20 protein-coding genes and 1 riboswitch are annotated in these 20,446 nt (G+C 62.5%); of the genes, 16 read left to right on the top strand and 4 right to left on the bottom strand.

Annotated elements, in window-relative coordinates; all coding sequences use genetic code 11:
* The first annotated feature begins 27 nt into the window (after positions 1 to 27).
* From ACFRFQ_RS25660 to ACFRFQ_RS25670, 3 genes are read left to right on the top strand one after another with little or no spacing between them, the layout of a single operon-like run.
* Entirely contained in the window at positions 28 to 1,074 is a 1,047-nt protein-coding gene (locus ACFRFQ_RS25660; RefSeq protein ID WP_378664039.1) for an ABC transporter substrate-binding protein, read from the top strand.
* Positions 1,071 to 2,111 carry a FecCD family ABC transporter permease gene (locus ACFRFQ_RS25665; RefSeq protein ID WP_378664042.1) on the top strand — a complete coding sequence of 347 codons (1,041 nt, stop codon included), beginning with the start codon at positions 1,071 to 1,073 and terminating at the stop codon, positions 2,109 to 2,111. The genes ACFRFQ_RS25660 and ACFRFQ_RS25665 overlap by 4 nt, the downstream gene beginning before the upstream one ends.
* Positions 2,108 to 2,905, top strand: a complete 798-nt coding sequence (locus ACFRFQ_RS25670) for an ABC transporter ATP-binding protein (protein ID WP_378664045.1) — start codon at positions 2,108 to 2,110, stop codon at positions 2,903 to 2,905. The genes ACFRFQ_RS25665 and ACFRFQ_RS25670 overlap by 4 nt, the downstream gene beginning before the upstream one ends.
* Here ACFRFQ_RS25670 and ACFRFQ_RS25675 read toward each other — a convergent pair.
* From ACFRFQ_RS25675 to ACFRFQ_RS25690, 4 genes are all read right to left on the bottom strand, one after another.
* Positions 2,853 to 3,968 (bottom strand): DNA alkylation repair protein, encoded by a 1,116-nt coding sequence (locus ACFRFQ_RS25675; protein ID WP_378664048.1) that lies wholly within the window; start codon positions 3,966 to 3,968, stop codon positions 2,853 to 2,855. The two genes, ACFRFQ_RS25670 and ACFRFQ_RS25675, sit on opposite strands and share 53 nt — an antisense overlap.
* A complete protein-coding gene (locus tag ACFRFQ_RS25680; protein WP_378664050.1) occupies positions 3,968 to 4,285 on the bottom strand; it encodes a nuclear transport factor 2 family protein in 318 nt (105 codons plus the stop codon). Before ACFRFQ_RS25680 ends, ACFRFQ_RS25675 begins: the two co-directional genes overlap by 1 nt.
* A 222-nt stretch (positions 4,286 to 4,507) precedes the next feature.
* A complete protein-coding gene (locus ACFRFQ_RS25685; RefSeq protein ID WP_378664052.1) occupies positions 4,508 to 5,806 on the bottom strand; it encodes an NtaA/DmoA family FMN-dependent monooxygenase in 1,299 nt (432 codons plus the stop codon).
* Positions 5,807 to 5,917: 111 nt separating this feature from the next.
* Entirely contained in the window at positions 5,918 to 6,463 is a 546-nt protein-coding gene (locus ACFRFQ_RS25690; RefSeq protein WP_378664055.1) for a CGNR zinc finger domain-containing protein, read from the bottom strand.
* Positions 6,464 to 6,531: 68 nt separating this feature from the next.
* On the opposite strand from ACFRFQ_RS25690, the gene ACFRFQ_RS25695 reads away from it, so the two are divergent.
* The 13 genes from ACFRFQ_RS25695 to ACFRFQ_RS25755 all read left to right on the top strand — a co-directional run bounded on the left by ACFRFQ_RS25695 (position 6,532) and on the right by ACFRFQ_RS25755 (position 20,420).
* Complete coding sequence (locus tag ACFRFQ_RS25695) at positions 6,532 to 7,509, top strand: DMT family transporter (RefSeq protein WP_378664058.1); 978 nt, start codon at positions 6,532 to 6,534, stop codon at positions 7,507 to 7,509.
* 45 nt (positions 7,510 to 7,554) lie between these two features.
* The gene (locus ACFRFQ_RS25700) at positions 7,555 to 8,493 is read left to right on the top strand and encodes an ABC transporter ATP-binding protein (RefSeq protein WP_378664060.1); all 939 of its coding nucleotides are present in this window, start codon (positions 7,555 to 7,557) and stop codon (positions 8,491 to 8,493) included.
* Positions 8,493 to 9,266 carry an ABC transporter permease gene (locus ACFRFQ_RS25705; RefSeq protein ID WP_378664063.1) on the top strand — a complete coding sequence of 258 codons (774 nt, stop codon included), beginning with the start codon at positions 8,493 to 8,495 and terminating at the stop codon, positions 9,264 to 9,266. Before ACFRFQ_RS25700 ends, ACFRFQ_RS25705 begins: the two co-directional genes overlap by 1 nt.
* Positions 9,267 to 10,391: a sensor histidine kinase gene (locus ACFRFQ_RS25710; RefSeq protein ID WP_378664065.1), complete on the top strand. Its 1,125-nt coding sequence runs from the start codon at positions 9,267 to 9,269 to the stop codon at positions 10,389 to 10,391. It abuts the gene before it with no gap.
* On the top strand, positions 10,388 to 10,996 hold the full coding sequence (locus ACFRFQ_RS25715) for a response regulator (RefSeq protein ID WP_378664068.1): 609 nt from the start codon (positions 10,388 to 10,390) through the stop codon (positions 10,994 to 10,996). The genes ACFRFQ_RS25710 and ACFRFQ_RS25715 overlap by 4 nt, the downstream gene beginning before the upstream one ends.
* Positions 10,997 to 11,212: 216 nt before the next feature.
* On the top strand, positions 11,213 to 11,647 hold the full coding sequence (locus ACFRFQ_RS25720) for a helix-turn-helix domain-containing protein (protein ID WP_138872134.1): 435 nt from the start codon (positions 11,213 to 11,215) through the stop codon (positions 11,645 to 11,647).
* Positions 11,648 to 11,754: 107 nt separating this feature from the next.
* Positions 11,755 to 11,956, top strand: a riboswitch (cobalamin riboswitch).
* A gap of 134 nt (positions 11,957 to 12,090) precedes the next feature.
* The gene (gene metE, locus ACFRFQ_RS25725) at positions 12,091 to 14,355 is read left to right on the top strand and encodes a 5-methyltetrahydropteroyltriglutamate--homocysteine S-methyltransferase (RefSeq protein WP_378664071.1); all 2,265 of its coding nucleotides are present in this window, start codon (positions 12,091 to 12,093) and stop codon (positions 14,353 to 14,355) included.
* Between the two features lie 117 nt (positions 14,356 to 14,472).
* Entirely contained in the window at positions 14,473 to 15,024 is a 552-nt protein-coding gene (locus ACFRFQ_RS25730) for a MarR family winged helix-turn-helix transcriptional regulator (RefSeq protein WP_138872132.1), read from the top strand.
* A gap of 111 nt (positions 15,025 to 15,135) precedes the next feature.
* Positions 15,136 to 16,335 (top strand): homogentisate 1,2-dioxygenase, encoded by a 1,200-nt coding sequence (locus tag ACFRFQ_RS25735; protein ID WP_138872131.1) that lies wholly within the window; start codon positions 15,136 to 15,138, stop codon positions 16,333 to 16,335.
* Complete coding sequence (locus tag ACFRFQ_RS25740) at positions 16,332 to 17,192, top strand: hypothetical protein (RefSeq protein ID WP_378664078.1); 861 nt, start codon at positions 16,332 to 16,334, stop codon at positions 17,190 to 17,192. Before ACFRFQ_RS25735 ends, ACFRFQ_RS25740 begins: the two co-directional genes overlap by 4 nt.
* Before the next feature lie 2 nt (positions 17,193 to 17,194).
* Positions 17,195 to 18,379, top strand: coding sequence for a fumarylacetoacetase (fahA, locus tag ACFRFQ_RS25745; protein WP_378664185.1), 1,185 nt, complete (start codon positions 17,195 to 17,197; stop codon positions 18,377 to 18,379).
* Between the two features lie 228 nt (positions 18,380 to 18,607).
* On the top strand, positions 18,608 to 19,399 hold the full coding sequence (locus tag ACFRFQ_RS25750) for a class I SAM-dependent methyltransferase (RefSeq protein WP_378664081.1): 792 nt from the start codon (positions 18,608 to 18,610) through the stop codon (positions 19,397 to 19,399).
* Positions 19,383 to 20,420: a polysaccharide deacetylase family protein gene (locus ACFRFQ_RS25755; protein WP_378664084.1), complete on the top strand. Its 1,038-nt coding sequence runs from the start codon at positions 19,383 to 19,385 to the stop codon at positions 20,418 to 20,420. The genes ACFRFQ_RS25750 and ACFRFQ_RS25755 overlap by 17 nt, the downstream gene beginning before the upstream one ends.
* Positions 20,421 to 20,446: the final 26 nt, after the last annotated feature.

Below are 20,446 nucleotides of genomic sequence, written 5' to 3' on the forward strand. Positions count from 1 at the left end.
GAGCCCTGAGCAAGGAGTTCCCTCTTCATGCGTTTTACGCGCTTCACGTCAGTAGTAGTTGCCACGTCGGCTCTCGCTTTGGGCCTGGCCGGCTGCGGCGCCTCCGACGACTCCGTCACCGCGAGTGACGCGACATCGTCGAACTACCCGCTCACCATCGACAACTGTGGTCGACAAGTCACTGTCGACGCACCACCGACACGTGCGGCGTCCCTCAACCAGGGCTCCACGGAGATTCTGCTGTCCCTCGGTCTCGCTGACCGCATGGTCGGCACCGCGACGTGGACGGACCCCGTTCGCGAGAACCTCGCAGCCGACAACGATCGAGTCCCCCGTCTTGCCGACAACAAGCCGTCGTTCGAGGTTGTCCTCGACACGGAACCCGATTTCGTGTCGGCCTCGTTTGCGTCCACGATCGCCGAGGGCGGCGTCGCGAGCCGGGATCAGTTCGCCGCGCTCGGCGTGCCCACGTACCTTTCGCCCACCGACAACGGTTGCGACGGCAAGGTGTCCTCGGCATCGAACGCGGACGGCGCACGAACCGAACCGTTGACGATCGAGACGGTGTATCAAGAGGTCCGGGATCTGGCAGCGATTTTCGACGTACGCGAGAGAGGCGAGCAATTTGTCGCCGAACTCCAGGCTCGATTCGCTGCAGCGTCCGACGCCGTCGACGCGTCCGGAGTCTCACTCGCGTTCTGGTTTGCCGACACCATGACGCCGTACATGGCGGGATGCTGTGGCTCGTCCGGAATTATCACGGAATCCGTCGGCGCGACGAATGTCTTTGCCGATACGACGGACGAATGGCCCCAGGTCAGCTGGGAAACCATCCTCGATCTCAACCCCACCGCCCTGGTTCTCGCGGACCTGAGTCGACGCAGCATCGACGGCGACGCACTGGCCAGCAAGATCGCTTTCCTCGAATCCAACCCTGTCACCTCGCGTCTGCAGGCTGTCCAGGACAAGAAGTACATCGTCGTCAACGGCGCTGATCTCAACCCTTCGATCCGCACGATCGACGGCGTCGAGAAGACCGCCACTGCACTGCGAGACTGGGGCTTGGCCAATTGAGCACGCGCACTGCGCGTCTCGAATCCCGATCAACTCTGGGATTTCTGTTCCTGACCGGCCTCGTGGTTCTCGGGTTCTCGATCGCGCTGGCGATAACGATCGGCCCGGCCAATCTGTCGGTTCGCGACGTGTACGCCGTGGTGCTCGAACATTGGGGTGTCGGGTCGTCCGGCGTCAGCCGGATCAAGGACGGCATTGTCTGGGAATTGCGGCTTCCCAGAACACTGTTGGCTGCGGTGTGCGGAGCGGGGCTCGCGTTGTGCGGCGTCATCATGCAGTCGCTGCTCCGTAATCCGCTGGCCGATCCCTTTGTTCTCGGGATCTCGTCCGGGGCATCCACCGGCGCGGTGATGGTGGCAGTGCTCGGCATCGGCGGCGGCGTTATCTCGCTGTCCGCCGGTGCATTTGCCGGGGCCGTCGTATCGTTCGGCCTGGTGATGCTGCTTGCGGCGGGCGCCGGCGGCGGCACGTCGCGGGTGGTCTTGGCGGGTGTTGCCGGCACACAACTGTTCTCGGCACTCACGTCGTTCATCGTCATTTCCTCCGCCGACGCCGAGCAGACTCGTGGCGTCCTGTTCTGGCTGCTCGGTTCGTTGGCCGGCGCCGGCTGGACGGACGTCGCAGTGTGCGGCGTGGTGGTTGCCGGTGGAATCCTTGTGTGTCTCGCTCAAGCTCCGGCGTTGGACGCCTTCACTTTCGGCAACAACGCCGCAGCGACACTCGGTATCCCCGTCCAGCGCGTTCGACTACTCCTCCTCACCATCACCGCGTTGATCACTGCCGCACTTGTCAGCGCTGCCGGGGCGATAGGTTTTGTAGGACTGGTACTTCCGCACGCAGCCCGTTTTCTGGTCGGTTCGCGGCACAGTCGATTGCTCCCCGCAACGGCGCTGATCGGTGCGATCTTCATGGTGTGGGTTGATGCCATCGCACGCACAGTGTTTGCGCCCCAGGAGATTCCGGTCGGCGTGGTGACCGCCCTGATCGGCGTTCCGGCGTTTGCGGTCATCCTGTTCCGAATGAGGAGAAGCGCATGAGCCTCGCAGCGCACGACATAGTCTGGCATCGCGGAAAGAACCTGATCCTCGACCACGTAAGCGTCGCTGCACAACCGGGTGACACTATCGGGATCCTCGGACCCAACGGGTCAGGAAAGTCGTCGCTCATCAGCATCCTGGCTGGAGTTACCTCTCCTGATTCCGGCGAAGTGACGCTGAGCGGCACCGGCATCAGCAGCGTTCCCCGACGCGCAGTCGCCCGCAAGATCGCAGTGGTCGATCAGCACGCCCACACCGAAGTCGACATCAGTGTGCTCGACGTCGTCCGGCTCGGCCGCATTCCGCACCGCACGCTGTTCGGTTCCGGGGAGGAAGCCGATGACGACGCGATTGATCAGGCACTCGCCGACACCGGCATGACGTCGATGCGACGACGCTTGTGGCACACACTGTCCGGTGGTGAACGTCAACGCGCACAGATCGCCCGCGCACTGGCTCAGCAACCGGACGTGCTGCTGCTCGACGAACCGACCAACCACCTCGACATCTCACACCAACTCGACATCCTGTCGCTGGTGTCGACCCTGCCGGTGACCAGTTACATTGCGCTGCACGACCTCAACGTGGCGGCGATGTTCTGCAACCGTCTTGTTGTGCTCGAACGCGGGCGGGTGGTTGCGACAGGTACACCGGTCGAAGTGCTCACCGAGGAACTGGTCGAACAGGTCTACCGCGTTCGAGCAAAAGTTACGATCGATCCTGAGGACGGCTATCCCTCGGTCAGCTATCGTCCGCAGCGACTCCGAGCTGAAAAGATCTCAGGCCCTGTGTAACACCGTTGATCTGTACCTCGACGGAATGTGTACCCGCGTAGTACCGCCGCGTACTGATCGGCTTGAAGGAATGTCGCTTCGCGATCTGTGCACTGGCCCCTGGCGTGAGCGAGCGCGTGGTCAGCTTGAATACCTTCGGAGTGGTGAGTCCGTTGGCCTTGACGTGATGGACTATGTAGTCGATTGCCACGGTCACGGGCTCACCACCGTTGTTACTCACGGCAAAGCCGAATCCGATGTCCCCGCCGAGATCAACAGCCTCGCGATCGATCACAAAGTCCGAGATCGCGATATCCGTAGGCGCCGCAAAGCCCAGCAGGGCCAACGCGTCGACGTCGCCGGCTTTCACCAGGCTGCGCAGTGCGTGGCGAACCACTTTGGACGTCGTTTCATCGGGATCGCCGAGCCAACGCTTCGCGATTGACACCGCCAACGCGGCGTCCGCGCGGCTGAGGTCATTGAGATGGTTCGCAACCGATCTCCGCACGTACTCCGACTCGTCACGGTACAGCGCGTCAAGAATCGAGACGGTGGACTCTGGGTTCTCCGTCAACGCTTTCACCCGCCTACCCCAGGGCAGACGCAGTCGGGTGCCCTCACTGGCGAGGCGTCGAACGTGCTCGTCTTCGTGATCTGTCCATCCGAGAGCGATCTCCAACGCTCGCGCGGGATTCGCGTCGAGGAACGTCCGGATCGCGAATTCTCCGGTCAACCGTGACGTCAACTCGGCGAGCAGCGCCATACCGTCGTCGAAATCCTCGAGCCGCTCGCCGCGCGTGGCCGACACGGCGACAGCTTCGGTGACCGGCCAGATCATCCACCCCGTGAAGGTCTCCTCGGTAAGTGCACGGCGGATGATCTCGGCGAAGACTGGATAGTCCTCTGGTAGTTCGGCAATCATCGCGTCCCGTACGACGCGTGTGCGCTCGCCGAGACTCATTCCGTCGAATTCGGATGAACTACCTCGAACGAGGGCAAGGCGCGTATCACCAGTTGCGCGCTCGAGACAGTCTGCCAGATCGGCCACGACGGCTACCCCGAGAAGTTCGTCTGCTGTGGGCATCAGGGGCACACCGTGAGAGCGGAAATCCGATCACCGTCAAGAGTGAAGTGGTGGTGTAACCGGACGGGGCTTCCGGAAAAATCACCCTCGACCTTCACTGATACGACAACCGCCGAGGCAGGGGTGTGTACCGACTCGATATTCTGAGTGAAAGTGAACGCCGTCGACACCGCGGATTTCCATGCCACGATTTCTTCGATGCCGAAGTACGTCCGGCCGTCGTCACGCACCACCGCGTCATCGGTGAACACATCGCGGACGTCGCCGCCGTCGAAGTACGCGCGCGCTGCGCCTGGAACCTTCGCTGAGTCGATCATTCGCGAAGAGTACTGCTGGGGTCCGACAGGTTCGACGACCTCAGTGCGGAGCGGGCGCCGCCAACTGAATCGCGTTCGAGAATTCCCCAGCGACACCGGGGTGCGCGAGTCAGCGAGGGTGGTCTCACGGACATCCCACGATGATCGACGCCGCACTCGAGCTCGCCACACTCATCGAGCGGACAACCTCATGTTCTTCATGCGCTCACCGGTTTCCAACAACTAGTCGCCGGAAACCGGTGGCAGTGGCGGTAACTCGAGATTTTCGCGGAACGTACCGCCGATGTAGTCCGTTCCCACGATTCCGCGCTGGCGTAGTTCCGGCAGCAGACCGTTCGTGACGAAATCGCGTGTGCGCGGATCGGCAAGGTCACCGAGCGTGATGACATCGAGAACGCCCGCGTCGTATCGCTCCGAGATCGCGTCCGCGAGCTGCTCCGGGGTGCCTGCCGCTGCCCAGTGACCGGTGTCCTTGGACGCGATGATCAATTCACGCAGCGTCTTTCCTTGCGCGGCGAGCTTACCGAAGATCTCGACCCGACCCCGTCGGCGATTCACCGACGACGGGTCCGGGATCAACGAGTCCGGGATCGGCCGGTCCAGCGGCAATTCGGAGAAATCCACGTCGCCGCCGAACATGTCGGAAAGCCTCGTGCGTCCGGCGTCGAAGTCCGTCGATTCCTCGGTATCTCTGACCAATCGTTCGACTTCGGCCTCGGTAGCGCCGTACGTTGCGTGGAACGAGCTGAAAATCAGTGGTAGTTCGTCCCCACGCCCCAACTCTGCCGCCCGGGCGCGGATCGTCTTCGTGTAGGTGACCGCGTCCTCGAAGGTTGCGAGAGAGGTGAAGACGACCTCCGCGAAGCGAGCACCCAGTTCGATACCTCCGGCAGACTGGCCGGCCTGGAATTGGACCGGACGACGCTGCGGCAGGGAGGGGATGTTCAACGGCCCCTGCACGGTGAAGTACTTGCCTCGGTGCTCGATGCGGACCACCCTCGACGGATCGAGCACCGCAGAGCCCTCTCCCCGGACCAGGGCGCCAGGCTTCCAGCTGTCGAACAGCGCGTTGACGACCTCGAGCGATTCGGCCGCTCGGGCGTACCGCTCCTCCGGACTCGGCAGTTCACGGTCGTTGTAGTTCTCTTCTCCGAGTGAGGAAGTGACTGCATTCCACGCAGCTCTGCCATTGCTGACGTGGTCGAGGGTGCCGAACAACCGCGCCAGGTTGAACGGGTGGTGAAATGTCGTTGTGACGGTCGCGATGAGCCCCACATGGGTGGTGACAGCACTCAGCGCGGCAAGAAAGATCAGCGGTTCCTGCGCGCCGATCGCGCCCTGCGCACCGAAGCTCAACAGGTCCGCGGCAAACAGTCCGTCGATCCTGTTCGCTTCGGCCGTCTTTGCGACTTCGATTGCGGACGCGACCGTCGAAGTCGTCGGATTGATTGCGGCGTCGTAGATACTCGCCGCCCCGCTGACACCGGTCACTGTCTTGAGCTGACGCCTACGATCGGCCACCGACATCCTCCTGGCTTCGCGAAATCTGTTCCGAATTCACAACGCTAGACCGATCCTGGCTCCGGACAAGGTATTCACTCAGCCTGGTCCTAACCTCCGAATACCGCTCGGTCACACCCCGGATTTTCGCGCGCGATACGCTGCGACATTTGCTCGGTTTCCACAGTTTCCGGTGTCGCAGTACCGCTTCGAGCGGTTGCGCGACAGATCAACGAACACCGCGGCACAATCCGGAGCAGCACACCACTGCAGACGCGAGAATTCCCCGGTTCGGATCAGATCGAGCACACCCATCGCTGCTTCCGCCGCCATCCGGTTGACGAGTGGCGCGTCATCCGCCGTGACGTGTAAGTGCCAGCCCAGTTCGTCGTGCCGGGTAAGTCTCGGCTGCGCTCCCGATTCGCCCAGCAGCGTGTTCACCAGCACGACAGCGTCGTCTACTTCGGTCACTTCCCAGAACTTTCGCAGGCGTGGACGCAGCGTCCGCACCGCCTCCAGTTCACTCCGCGTACCGTCACGTCGTCCGGTCCACTTGTCCGCATCGAGAAATCGAGTCAGTTCTTCCTGATCAGGCAGAAGTTCCATACCTCCCCGAGCTGTGTTCACCAACGACGCAGCGAAGACGAGCGCCGATTCCGTGTCATCAGCAAAATTCACTTTGACTCCTGAGCAGTGTCGACCTAATGTCATCATCGTAATCGCTTTTACTCCTGACGGGTGACGACGTGAACTCACGCAACGGCTTGATCTTCGCCCTACTGTCCGCTGCGACCTTCGGCGTCTCCGGCCCCTTCGCAAAGTCTCTCATCGAATCCGGCTGGTCTCCGGGCGGCGCGGTGTTCGCGCGCGTGGCGGGCGGAGCACTCGTGATGATGGTGATCGCACTCGGCACCCAGTGGCATCGCATGCGGCAAGTGACGTCCCACGCACGAACCGTACTGCTCTACGGAGTGTTCGCGATATCCGGTGTGCAGTTGTGCTTCTTCAATGCGGTGCAACATCTTTCGGTCGGCGTGGCACTTCTGCTCGAATACCTGGCTCCGATCATCGTCATCGGATGGGTGTGGATTACCAAGGGCGCACGGCCGAGCGTGCAGACGCTTCTGGGCGCGGCAATCGCCCTGGTTGGCGCGGCCGTGGTCATCGACGTTTTCGGTTCGGCAGAGATCAGTGCCATCGGCATTGCGTGGGGTCTGGCCGCAGCTGCCTGCCTCGCAGTGTATTTCGTCATTTCCGAACGCGCCGACGGCGATCTGCATCCGGTTGTACTCGCGGCGTCCGGGCTGACAGTCAGCGCAGTACTCATCGGATTACTCGGGATGATCGGCGCACTCCCCCTTGCATTCTCGTCGTCGAACGTCGTCGTTGCAGATCACTCGGTGGGAGTGTGGCTGCCGATAGTGGTTCTGGTTGTCGTCAGCACCGTCATCGCCTATCTCACCGGCATCGCCGCGATCACGTTGCTGGGACCGACAATCGGGTCTCTCGTAGCCCTGACCGAGGTGTTGTGCGCCGTGATCGCAGCCTGGATCTTGGTCGGAGAGTCCATCACCGTCACCCAAAGCATCGGCGCCGCAGCGATCATCGCCGGTCTGGTACTTGCACGCCTCGGCCAAACGACACCGAAACCGGCAACTACCGAACCTGTAACTGCCCAAGCTGTAACTACCCAAGCAATGACAAATGTCATGGCAGAAGAATGACGGATCGACGAGGGTTCGCCTGCCGGAAAGCGGCAGATTCTAGGTATGACCTCAGCACAGGCACTGCATCCACCCCTTGACGGACGAGCACACGACGCCATTCGACTGACCGGACTTCACAAGCGCTTCGGCGACGTGGGTGCCGTCAACGGCATCGACCTGGGCATCCGGCCCGGTGAAATAGTTGCGTTTCTCGGCCCGAACGGCGCCGGCAAGACAACAACGATCGACATGATTCTCGGCCTGTCGAGGCCGACGGCGGGTGACGTGAGCGTTTTCGGGATGGCGCCGCGCGCAGCGATAGCCCGCGGGCTTGTCTCAGCGGTCATGCAGACCGGCGGGCTTCTCAGAGAACTGACCGTAGCCGAGACCGTGCAACTGACAGCGAGTCTGTACGTTCGTCCTCGCCCCGTCGACGAAGTCCTGCGCCGCGCCGGAATCCTCGACATCTCGGACCGACTCGTCAGCAAGTGCTCCGGCGGACAGCAGCAGCGCCTGAGATTTGCGATGGCCCTCCTGTCGGACCCACGCCTTCTCATCCTCGACGAGCCCACAACCGGCATGGATGTCGAAGGGCGCCGGGACTTCTGGTCGGCCATCCGATCCGATGCGGACCAAGGTCGCACCGTGCTTTTTGCGACGCACTATCTCGAAGAAGCGGATGTGTACGCCGACCGCATCATTCTGGTCCGACAAGGAACAATCGTGGCCGACGGAACCACCGCCGAGGTCAAGGCAATGGCGTCCGGGCGAACCCTGCACGCGAGAGTTCCCGGCCTGACCGACGAACTTCTGCGTGCGATACCGCACTCGGACGCCGTAGAACTGCGCGGCGAGGCATTGACGGTGCACTCGGGCAACACCGATGCCGTCGCTCGGTTTCTCCTGACCAACACGGCGGCGCGCGATCTCGAAATCGTCTCGCGCGGACTCGAAGACGCATTCATCGCACTCACGTCGAACAAGTCGGAAGGACACAAGTGATGACCACTTCGACCGCACGAACCGTCGTACCACTGGGCGGATTCAACACGACCTTGCTGCGTTTGGAACTGCGTCGTCTGACCCGCAATCGGCGCACGATGCTCTTCACGCTTGTCATGCCGGTGGTCTTCTACCTGGTGTTCGGGTTGGGACAGAACGACGACGCTCACGACATCGGACACGGCAACGTCGCGGCGTACATCATGATCAGCATGGCGTTGTACGGCGCCATGCTCGCCACCACCAGTGGCGGTGCGATGGTGTCGATCGAGCGCGCATCCGGATGGAGCCGGCAACTTCGGCTGACACCGTTGACTCCGGTCGCCTACATTGCCGTCAAGCTGATCATGGCAATGCTGCTCGGTCTCGCGTCGATCCTCGTCGTCTACGTTGTCGGCTCGTTCACCTCCGCCCAGATGGACGGATTACTGTGGTTCACAACGGCATTGATCGCCTGGTTGGGATCGTCGATCTTCGCGGCCTTCGGCTTGTTCATGGGATACCTGCTGCCGAGTGAGAACGTCATGCAACTGCTCGGTCCCGGACTCGCACTGCTCGCGTTCGGCGGCGGTCTCTTCGTACCGCTCCAGGACGGTTCGGTGTGGGCGACCATCGCTCAATTCACTCCGATGTTCGGTATCAACGCGCTGGCTCACGCGCCGCTGACCGGCAATAGCATCCACTGGACGTGGATCGTCAATATTGTGGTGTGGTTCGCCGCCTTCGCCGCCGGAGCGATCTGGCGGTTCCAACGAGATACGGAGCGTGTGTAGTTGTCGGAGACCACCCGCCCGAGCGATTCCGTCGCGGTGCCGCGACGGAATCGTTTCGGCATTCTGTTTGCCGCCGTGTGGATGGTTTTTCTCGGTGGTCCACTCATCGAAGGATGGAACCTTCGCGGCGAATTGCGAGGCTGGGTAGGGGTTCTCGCGACGATAACCTTCAGCGCCCTCTACCTCTATACCTTTGCCCGCGTACAGCAGCGCCGTCTCACGCTCAGCGCGGAACCGACAGTTCGCCGCGCGGTACTCACGTTGGCCGGTCTGACCGCACTCGCGGCTGTGATCATCATCAGCGTCGGCCCGACCGGTCTCGCAACTGCCCCCTACCTCGCGGTCACAGCAGTGACACTCCTTCCGACCGTGGCCGGTGGCATTCTCACCCTGACTTTTGCGGCTTCCGTGGAAATCGTCAGCGTCAGCGCCGGATGGGGAAACTATTCCGGCCTGTCACTGGGAGTGTGCGCCGCCGCGTTTGCGACACGGGGCGTCATGTCCCTCATCAGACGCAATATTGCAATGGCCCACGAACGAGAAGAACAGGAACAGCGGGCCGTCGTGGAGGAACGCGCACGAATGGCGCGCGATCTCCATGACATCCTCGGACACTCACTCACTGTCATCACCGTCAAAGCCGAACTGGCCAACCGATTGCTGGACGTCGACATCGAGCGAGCCCGCAGCGAACTCGACGATCTCGAACGACTTTCCCGAGACGCGTTAGCCGATGTGCGCTCTGCCGTGGACGGATTTCGAACCATCTCGCTTCCTGTCGAGATCGCCCGCGCCCGGGAGGCTCTGCGTGCTGCGGGCATCGAAGATCGTGCCCCGAACAGTACCGAGATGGTCCCGCGCCACTTGCGTGAGTTGTTTGCGTGGACCGTCCGGGAAGGTGTCACCAACGTCGTACGTCACAGCGCCGCAACACAATGCACCATCACCATCGATGAGAAGAGCGTCGAGATCGCGGATGACGGCATCTGCGGCGAGGATACGACGATCGGCAACGGGTTGACCGGACTGCGTGAACGCGCCGCAGCAGCGGGAGCCCGTCTGACCATCAACGCCGCCGCGCAACACGGCTTTTCACTGCAGGTCCACGAACAGGAGAACACGTGAGTATCCGGCTACTACTTGCCGACGACCAGGCATTGGTCCGCGGCGCCCTTGCCGCACTCCTCGATCTCGAAACCGATCTGAGCGTGGTCGCAGAAGTCGGCCGAGGAGACGAGGTTGTTGCGGCAGCGATGGAACACCGCCCCGATGTTGCGCTCCTGGACGTCGAGATGCCGGGACTGGACGGGATTGCCGCCACGTCGGCGTTGCTCGAAGTGCTCCCACAGACCCGGGTACTCATCGTGACAACCTTCGGGCGGCCGGGGTTTCTTCGCAAGGCGATGCATGCCGGGGCCACGGGTTTTGTCGTCAAGGACACCCCGGCACGGCAACTCGCCGACGCGGTACGACGCGTCCACGCCGGATTACGCGTCGTAGATCCCACACTGGCGGCAGACAGCCTCGTCAGCGGCGAATCTCCGCTGACCGATCGCGAAACCGAAGTATTGCGCGCCGCGAAGGCCGGCGCGCCCGTCGCAGCTATCGCGGCCGAACTCTTCCTCTCAGCTGGCACCGTTCGCAATCACCTGTCGTCTGCGATGGGGAAGACCGGTGGTGCAACCCGCGGAGAATCCGCTCGAATTGCCGAAGCCAATGGTTGGTTGTGAGGAGAACAGGGTCCCCACATCGAGTCCCGTTTCCGGCAATTCCGTCGCAATGAGCGTCAATCCCGCTCACGCCTGCAGTTCGAACCGAAATATTCACGTATCCTGTTATCTGATTCCACAGGAACACTGTGCGGAACCAACTAACGGAGTGTCCACCTATCTGTGGTTATTTCCTAGTTATCAACTGGTGGACGGGTAAACACGGGGGGAAGGCTCATGGCGCAGAGATTCAGCCAACGATTGAATGCGCTCTTCGAGTCCGCCCCCAATCACGTCACCAACGCCATGGTTGTGCGCAGCATGACCGAAGACGGTTGCCGCATCTCGACTCCCTACTTGTCACAACTCCGCACGGGCGTCCGAACCAACCCGTCACCCGAAGTTGTCGCCGCCCTCGCACGCTTCTTCGAAGTGACTCCGGACTATTTTTTCAACCCAGACCAAGAGGTGCCATTTCTCGCAAGCGGCGATTCCGATCACCTGCTGCTCGCCCAGCTTCACAACGATCGCCTACGCAACCTCACGTCTCGGGTCGTCGACCTCTCCCCAGCCTCACAGGCATTGCTGGTCGAAATGGCAGAGAACCTCCGATCATCGGAGAATCTTCCCCGCGTACCTCCCGACTCGAACTCGTACTCGTGGCGCGCCTAGCCCAGGCATACAGGCACTCCTTTTCCTGCTCTGACGCTCGTGACCCTATGCTGAGCAATGCAGCTGGTTCGCCCGGCGCGGTCATGAGGAGCCCCGAAGACCGTTCCTGGCGTCGAAGCTCCGTCAGCTCAGGCTGACGGAGTGAGAGGGAACCCGGTGAAAATCCGGGACTGTCCCGCAGCGGTAAGCAGGAACGACCGCCGTCTACATGCACTGGGCAACTTGTCTGGGAAGCGACGGCCAGTAGGTTCGATCACCTCGATCGAGAGCCCGCGAGTCCGAAGACCTGCCGACTGTGTCGGGCACGCCGTGCCCGACGGTCCACCGCCTCGTGGAATGGGCGCGTAGATCTCGAGAAGTGGTCGCACGTTTGATGCGGCCTCATGAGGTGTACCCGTCTGCCGGCAGTGGCCATCAGTGCATTGGCAATCTGGAGAAACTCCGTGACAACTACATTCACCGCGACCGTGCTGGGCTCTCCGCGCATCGGTCCTCATCGCGAACTCAAGCGGGCAATCGAAAGCTACTGGGCGGGGCGTATCGACGCCGACGCCTTGGCGCGAGTAGCCCGTGACCTCCGTCGGCAGGGCTTGGCCGACCTCCGTGACCAGGGCCTCGACTCCGTCCCGATCAACACCTTTTCTTTCTACGACCAGATGCTCGACACGGCAGTGCTTCTCGGAGCGTTGCCGGAACGGGTCGCGTCCGTCGCCGATCCGTTGGACCGCTATTTTGCGGCCGCACGCGGCACCGACACCATCGCCCCGCTCGAGATGACCAAGTGGTTCGACACCAATTACCACTACCTGGTCCCCGAGATCTCACTGTCCACGACGTTCTCACTCGATGCCTCGAAGGTGCTCGGCGAACTGGCGGAAGCCCTCGCCGACGGAATCCCCGCTCGCCCCGTTGTCATCGGACCCGTCACGTTCCTGCTGCTCTCGAAGGCAGTCGGAAACGACGAGCCGCTGCTCCCTCGACTGGGCGAACTGATTCCGCTGTACGGCGACCTTCTCGGCAAGCTCGCCGACGCCGGGGCCGCCTGGGTCCAGATCGACGAACCCGCGCTCGTCGGTGACCGCACCGCCGAGGAGATCGAAGCCGCACGCTCCGTCTACGAACAGCTCTCGTCGCTGCCGAATCGACCGGCAATCCTGCTGGCGTCGTATTTCGGATCATTGGGCGACGCACTTCCGGCCCTGGCGTCCACTGGCGTCGACGGTGTGGCGATCGACCTTGTCGCAGGACATGATTCGATCGGTTCCGTCCCCGAACTCGCCCGGAAACTTGTTGTCGCCGGAGTTGTCGACGGCCGCAACATCTGGCGAACCGACCTGGATTCGGCGCTGTCCTCGCTGGGCGCTCTGCTCGGCAGCGTCGACACTCTTGCCGTCTCGACGTCGTGCTCGCTCCTGCACGTTCCGTACTCGCTCTCTCGAGAACCGGATCTGGACAAGGCGCTGCGCTCCTGGCTCGCTTTCGGCGCCGAGAAGGTACGGGAAGTGGTCACACTTGCTACCGCACTGAATCACGGACGTGAATCCGTCGAAGACGAATTCGGTCTGGCCCGCGCCGCCGCGTCGACTCGCCGGGACGACAAGCGTCTCAACGACGCGACCCTGCGTGGGCGCCTTGACGCCGTGCTGAATTCGGCGACCAACCGAGCCCCGGCATCAGAACGTCGCAAGGCACAGGCCGAATTGCTGTCGCTCCCTCCGCTTCCCACCACCACTATCGGTTCGTATCCGCAGACATCCAAGATCCGGGTGGCACGCGCGGCACTGCGCACGGGCGAGATCGACGCAGACGAATACATCTCCCGCATGCGCGCCGAGATCGCGGATGTGGTTGCGCTGCAGGAAAAGTTGGACCTGGATGTGCTCGTACACGGCGAGCCCGAGCGCAACGACATGGTCCAGTACTTCGCCGAGCAACTCGACGGGTTCTTCGCGACCGCACACGGCTGGGTTCAGTCGTACGGAACGCGCTGTGTGCGTCCGCCGATCCTGTACGGCGACGTCTCGCGCCCGAAGCCGATGACCGTCGACTGGATCACCTACGCGCAGTCCCTGACCGACAAGCCTGTCAAGGGGATGCTCACGGGACCGGTCACGATTCTGGCGTGGTCGTTCGTGCGTGACGATCAGCCACTTGCCGACTCCGCCAATCAGGTTGCTCTGGCGATCCGGGACGAGACGATCGACCTGCAGGCCGCCGGCATCGGCATCATCCAGGTCGACGAGCCCGCTCTGCGCGAGCTTCTTCCGCTGCGTGCGGCCGACCAACCGGCGTACCTGGACTGGTCGGTCGGGTCGTTCCGACTGGCAACGTCGGGCGTCGCGGATTCCACGGCGATCCATACCCATCTCTGCTATTCGGAGTTCGGTGCCGTGATCGGCGCGATCGCAGGCCTGGATGCCGATGTCACCTCGATCGAAGCCGCCCGCTCGCACATGGAGGTTCTCGATGACCTCAGCGCCGTCGGATTCGACCTGGGTGTCGGCCCGGGCGTGTACGACATCCACTCGCCTCGCGTGCCTGGCGTCGACGAGATAGCAGATTCTCTCCGCGAAGCACTCACGGCGGTCCCGGTGGAACGGCTGTGGGTCAACCCGGACTGCGGCTTGAAGACGCGCGGCCCGGTCGAGGTCGAGGCCTCGTTGCGCAACCTCGTCGAGGCAGCAAAGCTGGTACGAGCGGAACTGTAGGGCTGTGCCCCCGGTGCGTCTTTCTGGTACTGCGCACTACCAGAAAGACGCACCGGGGTGTGCCTTTTTAGTCAAATCATGTACTAACAGACCGGCTTCTCGCGCTAGAGTGACGCCATGGAAGCCGCAGCAGAAGAAACTCAGGGAACAGCCGGAGAACTCAACTTTTGGTCGTTCATCGAGTTGGCGAACAAACGACTGTCCGACGAGCACGGCTTTCGCCACCATCTCGCCACCGAGGTTCTCCTGACACTCAACCGCGCATCCAACGTGGTCACCTACGATCTCGAGTCCTCGATCCACCGGCCACGCGGCTGGTCGTGGTCATCTTTTCGCCTGATGTTCGTCACCTGGCTAGCCGGGCCGATCGAGCCGAAAGCCGCGGCTGAGCTCACCGGAATGAGCCGGGCGGCCGTATCGAACCTATCCAAGACACTGCTCGCCGACGGCCTGATCGATCGCCGTCCTACCGCAAACGACGGCCGCTCGGTGCAGCTCTATCTGACCGAGAAGGGGCGAGAAGAAATGGTCGAGGCGTTTCGCGAGCAAAACGAACGCGAACACGCCTGGGTCAGCGTCCTCAGCGAGGCAGAACAGCGAATTCTTGTCATGCTCCTGGACAAACTGATCAGCAATCGCAGCCAGTTCGACGTGCGCGGCCGGAACTAACAACACAACAGATACCCGACGAAGGGTTGCACCTGTCACCTCATTTTAGTTAATGTGTTTACTATCTGGTCAATGTGAGTCAGACGGAAACAGCACAGAAGGAGGCCGGACATGGCGTTTTACCGACAACTCGGCAATGTCCCCCCGAAGCGTCACACTCAGCACCGTGACGAAGCAGGCAACCTCTACTACGAGGAGTTGATGGGCGAGGAAGGATTCTCCTCCGACTCGTCACTCCTCTATCACCGCGAGATTCCGTCGGCGATCGTCGACGCAACGGTCTGGGAACTGCGCGACCAGAGCACCACCCCCAATCACCCGCTCAAACCGCGCCATTTGAAGCTGCACGACTTGTTCCCGGAGAGCATCTGGGCCGAAACAGACGTGGTGACCGGGCGACGCTTGATCCTCGGCAATGCCGACGTTCGCCTGTCCTATGTCATCGCCGGAGCGGCATCTCCCCTGTACCGCAACGCAATCGGCGACGAGATGGTCTACATCGAATCCGGCGAAGCTACCGTGGAAACGGTCTTCGGCGCACTAGAAGCGCGTGAAGGCGACTACGTCCTCATCCCGATGTCCACGACACATCGCTGGATCCCCAAGGGCGACAAGCCGCTCCGCGCGTACGCCATCGAGGCGAACAGCCACATCGTTCCCCCCAAGCGATACCTCTCACGGTTCGGTCAGTTGCTCGAGAACGCACCGTTCTGCGAACGCGACCTGCATGGGCCCACCACTCCCCTGATCGCCGAAGGTACCGATGTGGAGGTCTTGGTCAAGCACCGCACATCTGCCGGCATCGTCGGAACCCGCATGGTCTACCCGACGCATCCGTTCGACGTGGTCGGTTGGGACGGCTGCCTGTACCCGTACACCTTCAATATTTCCGACTACGAGCCCATCACCGGCCGCGTGCACCAGCCGCCGCCGGCACATCAGGCGTTCGAGGGCAACAACTTCGTGATCTGTAACTTCGTGCCACGCAAGGTCGACTACCACCCGCTGTCGATCCCGGTGCCGTACTACCACTCCAACGTCGACTCCGACGAGATCATGTTCTACTGCGGCGGCGACTACGAGGCACGCAAGGGCTCCGGCATCGGCCAGGGCTCCATCTCGGTTCACCCCGGCGGACACGCACACGGCCCGCAGCCAGGAGCATACGAACGCAGCATTGGTGCAGAGTTCTTCGACGAGCTGGCGGTCATGGTCGACACGTTCCGGCCGCTCGAACTCGGCGAAGGCGCGTTGGCCTGCGAAGACGACAACTACGCTTGGAGCTGGGCGGGACGGGGGCCGCAGCAATGACCGTCATCTCCCCACTGCTGCGCGGGCTGTGCGACGACGCTGCCCTGTTCCCGCCCGGCAATGCTCCTCTTGCCGAAGCAGTTCCGTCGCATCAGTCGTACCTCGAAGCGGGCTACTCCGCACTGGTCGGCCCGTTCGTCTTCCCCGCGCCGCGATTGGACGAACTCTCCGCGCACGTCTGCGCCGATCAGCCTGTGACACTGAGTCTCACAGTTCCTGCCGGTCCGGACGCCACCGCGGCAGCCGTGGCGAAAGCTTTGGCCATCCCGGGCGTCGACGTCGCCGCCGTGGAGGTCGGAACGCCCGCCGACGTAGCGGCTGATCACGCTTTCGACGAGCTGGCACGCCTTCACACCGCGTATCCCGACATCGACATCTTTGTCGAGGTACCACGAGACAGCCGACGCGACGACTACATCGCCGCGCTCGAAAAGTCCGGCTACAGCGCGAAGTTCCGCACTGGTGGCGTTCAAGCCGAGGCATACCCCGACGAGAACGAACTCGCCGACGCCATCATTTCCGTTGTCCGCGCTGGCATTCCGTTCAAGGCCACCGCTGGGCTGCATCACGCTGTACGTAATACGGATCCCGAGACGGGTTTCGAGCAGCACGGCTTCCTCAACATCATGTCGGCTGTCGGTGCCGCGGCGACCGGCGCAGATCGCTCCGATGTTGTTGCCGCACTGGCACAGCGGGATGGAGATGCTCTCGCACGCAGTGTGTCCGAACTCGATGACGAGGATGTGCGTCGACGCTTCCTCTCGTTCGGCACCTGCAGCATCTCGGATCCACTGACCGAACTCGAAGACCTGGGACTGATTCACCGGTCCGAGAAGACAGAAGGAACACTCGCATGACCATGACGACCATCAACATTCCCGCCGACTCTCTCTTCGGACTCGACAATCTGCCGTACGGCGTGTTCTCCACCGCGGGCGGTGCTCCTCGCGTCGGCGTGCGAGTGGGCGACTCCGTCATCGATCTCGCAGTAGCTCTGAGTGATTCCGTCTTCGCGGAACCGACCTTGAATGCGTTCATGGCCCAGGGCCGCGAACGCTGGGTATCCGTGCGCAACCAGATCACCGAACTTGTGGCCGGAGAAATCCCCTCCGACGCAGTCTTTTCCGTTGATTCCGTGGAGATGCATCTGCCGATCGCTGTGGCCGACTACGTCGACTTCTACGCGTCGGAGAATCATGCAACCAACCTCGGGCGTCTCTTCCGCCCGGATTCCGCTCCCCTGATGCCCAACTGGAAGCACCTGCCGGTGGGTTACCACGGACGTTCGAGCACCGTTATCGTGTCCGGCACCGACATCATTCGCCCCTGCGGCCAGCGCAAGAGCCCGGACCAGGCGAACCCGGACTTCGGACCGTCGCGCCGCCTCGACATCGAGGCCGAGATGGGCTTCATCGTCGGAACCCCCTCGAAGATGGGCGATTCCATCACACCTGACGAATTTGCCAACCACGTCTTCGGCGCTGTTGTCGTGAACGACTGGTCTGCCCGCGACATCCAGGCGTGGGAATACGTGCCACTTGGCCCCAACCTGGGCAAGAGCTTTGCCACGTCCATCTCCCCGTGGGTCGTCCCGCTGCTCGCCCTCGAAGCTGCCCGCATCGACACTCCCGTTCAGGATCCCGAGCCCCTCCCCTACCTCCGCGGCGAGGAAAAGTGGGGACTCGACATCGATCTGGCCGTCGAATGGAACGGGCACGTCGTATCCCGTCCCCCGTACGCTCAGATGTACTGGTCCCCGGCACAGATGTTGGCTCACACCACCATCAACGGGGCAGTCGCGAGCACCGGCGATCTCTTTGCGTCCGGCACAATTTCCGGCCCCGAAAAGAACGAGCGTGGTGCCTTCATCGAATTGACCTGGGGCGGCGCAGAACCAGTCGCTGTCGGCGACGAGACCCGCACCTTCCTCGAAGACGGCGACGTCATCTCCATCTCGGCCACCGCCCCCGGTACCGGGGGTTCACGCATCGGGTTCGGCGAGGTCAGCGCACGCATCCTTCCGGCCACGCAAGCAGATCGATAAGCACAACGACATAGCCCGACCCGACGCCGTACAGGTGATCCCGCTTTCTTCAGCGGGACTCCTGTGCGGCGTTTTCGTCATTCCGGTGGAATTCGTCCGTTCGCGATTCCAGTAGGACCCCGTGAAAACTGACAGGCCCACCTTAGGTAAGGTTCGCCTAACTCACAGGGAGTACACAGCTGGTTCACAGGTCACGGACGACCGGAGTGCCGGCTGTACCCTACTCCGTTGGCCGATACCGAGAACGGATTGACGATGACGCTTCTCCAGCGCAGTAGGACTTCACTGGCCCGCACGGTTCTGGGCGAGGACAACTACCGCCGTGTGCTCCGAGTGCTCCATGATCGGCGGCAGAAGCCGCGTGTCGGCAAGGTACGTTTCGGCGACCTCCGACGGATCGAGCCGATCTGCCGTGAATACGGTTTCGAGCGTGGGCGTCCGATCGACCGCTTTTACATCGAGAACTTCCTGGATACCCACGCGCACGTGATCACCGGATCCGTGCTGGAGATCGGCGAGCGGACGTACACCCAGGCATTCGGTCAAGGCGTCACCCGCTCTGACATGCTGCACGTCGCCGACGTGGAAGACGCGACCTACGTTGCCGATCTCACCGATGCACCGAACGTACCGAGCAACACCTACGACTGCATCATCCTGACGCAGACGCTGCAGATGATCTTCGACACGAACGCCGCAGTTCAGACGCTCCACCGCATTCTCAAGCCCGGCGGCGTGGTGCTGTGCACCGTACCCGGCATCAGTCAGATCGCCGACCCGGTGTGGAACTCGACCTGGTACTGGTCGTTCACGGAATTGGCCGTGAATCGACTGTTCGGCGGTCCATTCCCACGCGACGGCGTCGACGTGCGGGCGTTCGGGAATGTGCTCTCGGCCACCGCATTCCTGCACGGCATGGCCGACCGTGAGCTCAAGAGGCAGGAACTGAACGTATTCGACCCCGAGTACCCCGTCATCGTCACGGTCGCGGCACGCAAGGGCGATGATGTCGCGGCGTGACGCCCTGGCCCGAGCACTTCGCCAACGCGCTCGCAGACACCGACGACGCGGCGGAATCCTGATGTACCACTGCATCAGCGAGGAGACCTACGACCCCTGGGCGATCTGTGTGTCCGCTCGCGCGTTCGACGACCAGATGGCCGTACTCGCGCAGGCGCGTGCCGTTGTCGACCTCGCAGCCTTCGCCGGCGGCGATGCCTACAGCCGGACCGGTGCACAGTTGGCCGTGACGTTCGACGACGGTTACGTCGACAATCTTGTCGTCGCGCTGCCGGTGCTGGAACGCTACGAGATTCCCGCAACCATCTTCGTTATCGGAAACGCCGTCGGTCGCACCCGCGAATTCTGGTGGGACGGATTGCAACGGGCTCTGATGAGCGGTGAACCGCTACCGGATCGCCTGGATTTTCCGTTCGGTGACGGTCAACGCGCCTTCAGCGTGAATGAACAACCCGGCGACATCGAGGCGAATGCGCGCTGGCGCGCCGACAGTGGCGAGATCAGCACCTCGCGTCAGGCGTTGTTTCGCGCGTTGTGGGACGCGATCGTCGTGTTGGAACCAACCGAGCAGGACGACGCGATCGACTATGTGCTGTCCTGGGCGGGCCGGACATCGACGCCGCCCACGTCGCGAGTCGCCGTTGATGCGGAACAGTTTTCGCGGCTCGCCGATCACCCGCTGATCACTCTCGGCAGTCACACGCTCGACCACGTTTCGTTGACGGACCTTCCGGCCGAGCGGCAGCACGCGCAGATCAGCGCGGGGCACCGCAAGATCGAAGAGTTGTCGGGGAGTCGTGTCACTCGGTTTTCGTACCCGTACGGCCGCTTCGACGACAGTTCACTCGCGGCGGTGCGTGAACTCGGTGTAGACGTCGCGTGCAACAGCGTGCCCATGCCGGCCATCGCCAGCGACGACCCCCACGCCTTGCCGCGGGTACAGGCGACCGAGATGGACGGCGATCAGTTCACCCGTTGGCTCCGCGAAGACCACGGACTTCTCCGAGGACAGCGGCTCTAGTTACGCGAGGGTTCGAAGCCGGGCGC

Source organism: Rhodococcus sp. NPDC056743 (assembly GCF_042790355.1).
Lineage (GTDB): Bacteria > Actinomycetota > Actinomycetes > Mycobacteriales > Mycobacteriaceae > Rhodococcus_F.

Coding starts and splice junctions, on each gene's coding strand:
- ACFRFQ_RS25660 (WP_378664039.1), top strand. CDS start 28: ATGCGTTTTACGCGCTTCACGTCAGTAGTAGTTGCCACGTCGGCTCTC.
- ACFRFQ_RS25670 (WP_378664045.1), top strand. CDS start 2,108: ATGAGCCTCGCAGCGCACGACATAGTCTGGCATCGCGGAAAGAACCTG.
- ACFRFQ_RS25675 (WP_378664048.1), bottom strand. CDS start 3,968: ATGCCCACAGCAGACGAACTTCTCGGGGTAGCCGTCGTGGCCGATCTG.
- ACFRFQ_RS25680 (WP_378664050.1), bottom strand. CDS start 4,285: ATGATCGACTCAGCGAAGGTTCCAGGCGCAGCGCGCGCGTACTTCGAC.
- ACFRFQ_RS25700 (WP_378664060.1), top strand. CDS start 7,555: ATGACCTCAGCACAGGCACTGCATCCACCCCTTGACGGACGAGCACAC.
- ACFRFQ_RS25705 (WP_378664063.1), top strand. CDS start 8,493: ATGACCACTTCGACCGCACGAACCGTCGTACCACTGGGCGGATTCAAC.
- ACFRFQ_RS25720 (WP_138872134.1), top strand. CDS start 11,213: ATGGCGCAGAGATTCAGCCAACGATTGAATGCGCTCTTCGAGTCCGCC.
- ACFRFQ_RS25730 (WP_138872132.1), top strand. CDS start 14,473: ATGGAAGCCGCAGCAGAAGAAACTCAGGGAACAGCCGGAGAACTCAAC.
- ACFRFQ_RS25735 (WP_138872131.1), top strand. CDS start 15,136: ATGGCGTTTTACCGACAACTCGGCAATGTCCCCCCGAAGCGTCACACT.
- ACFRFQ_RS25740 (WP_378664078.1), top strand. CDS start 16,332: ATGACCGTCATCTCCCCACTGCTGCGCGGGCTGTGCGACGACGCTGCC.
- fahA (WP_378664185.1), top strand. CDS start 17,195: ATGACGACCATCAACATTCCCGCCGACTCTCTCTTCGGACTCGACAAT.
- ACFRFQ_RS25755 (WP_378664084.1), top strand. CDS start 19,383: ATGATGTCGCGGCGTGACGCCCTGGCCCGAGCACTTCGCCAACGCGCT.